The sequence below is a fragment of the Rhodocytophaga aerolata genome (genome assembly GCF_030503435.1).
Taxonomy (GTDB): domain Bacteria; phylum Bacteroidota; class Bacteroidia; order Cytophagales; family 172606-1; genus Rhodocytophaga; species Rhodocytophaga aerolata.
Map to the genome: position 1 here is coordinate 1 of NZ_JAUKPO010000146.1, position 1,536 is coordinate 1,536.

Consider the following 1,536-nt stretch of genomic DNA (forward strand, 5'->3'; position numbering starts at 1 on the left):
CCCCTTTGTCTTTACTTCTAATGTGTCTAATTTCTTGGGAGGGGATCAGCTTGGTCAAATCACTTGTCTTTTCATAAGGTCAAATTTAGTAGATTACTAAATCTTCCTATCTTTTCCCTCCACTCAAAGGTAGCAAGTTCATTTGAGAAGGGAATAATTAAGAAAACCTGCTCATCTGCAGGCGTGATTTATATACATTGTTTTGTGCCGTTTTATTGTGCTGCTCGAGTAGAGATATGCCATCCACTAAATGGTTTTACAGTAGCACAATTTGGTCCACCATCTCTACCAGTACCGGGAACCCTTGCTTCTAAAATCTTATTATTATTAGTTGAAAGTTCTTTGATAGTGTTCAAGCTAATTCCCATTAAAGGAATTTTCAATCTTCGACTCCAGGTTGTATCTTTTTGACCCGCATATGTCCCAATATCTATATAAATGAAACGCTGAGTAGGAGGTCCTTGAACAAATCCACCAAGAAAGTTTGGAAGGCCATCATTAAGCTTGACAGTAATTGTGAATTCAAACTCTACATTCTTATCGCTGGATCTTTGTATTTGAATTGTCTTGTATTTATTTCCACTTCCTTTTTGTAATCCGAAGTCTACCCCACTTGGCGGCTTTTCTAAAACAATTTTTAGAGTTAATTCTTGGTCTGCCATTATTGTCACTTTACAGAATTACAAAGTGTAACCAATTTCCCAAATGTGTCCAAATGGGTCTTGTAGTTTTCCAATTCTCCAATCTTCTTCGGTAGTCATTGGACAAATTTGAGTCGCACCAAACCTTATTGCCTTTTCAAATAACTGGTCAGCATTTTTGGTTTGTAAAATTATTCTAACTGGGCTACTCGATGTTAGCTCCGGGCTTAGATTTTCATGATGAGTTTCCTGATCCCCTACATAAAACTCTGCTTTGTCAATTTCAATGACAGATGATATTTTCTGGTCAGGCATTTCAAATCTTTTAGTCTCAACAGCTCCAAAACAGGACACATAAAAGTCAATAGCTTTCTTCGCATTGTGTACGGTCAAAAAAGGTTTAACGGTTGTGATAGTATTCTCTGTCATAAAAGGTTCTTTATTAATGATATCTGTTTTAGTTGTTTTGAAACTCACTTTATATGTAGTGTATGTTGTGATTTTACAATGACCGTTAACACACCTCAGACCCTCGCATACCGTGCCCTCGTGCTGTGGTTTTACGCTTGGAATGGGCTGGTTGCTGTGGGTTAAGTGTGTGTGCCCAGTATGGCACAGTCTATTTTGAAAGAAATATACAATAATTATCTCAGGAGTGAAAGTCTCCTACTGGCCAGTTGGTGAAGCCAGTTAGCAAGCGGCAAGGTGGTTTGAGGGGTTTTGTACTGATATAGGTTGACAGAAATCGCTCTATAGTCGTGTTTGAAAATCAAAGGGCTTGAAGGGTGAGAATAACCATCTAGGATTCTTTTTTTAACTATTTTACATCCCCTTTCGCCCATTTTCAATTTAAGTTATAGAAAGAGAAAGTAGTTAAAATAACTTCCCCTTTCAG

At 37.6% G+C, this 1,536-nt stretch carries 2 protein-coding genes; both read right to left on the reverse strand.

Annotated elements, in window-relative coordinates:
• Positions 1-212: 212 nt before the first annotated feature.
• Positions 213-662 (reverse strand): DUF5990 family protein, encoded by a 450-nt coding sequence (locus tag Q0590_RS37225; RefSeq protein WP_302042765.1) that lies wholly within the window; start codon positions 660-662, stop codon positions 213-215.
• Positions 663-680: 18 nt separating this feature from the next.
• Complete coding sequence (locus tag Q0590_RS37230; protein WP_302042766.1) at positions 681-1,118, reverse strand: VOC family protein; 438 nt, start codon at positions 1,116-1,118, stop codon at positions 681-683.
• Positions 1,119-1,536 lie beyond the last annotated feature (418 nt).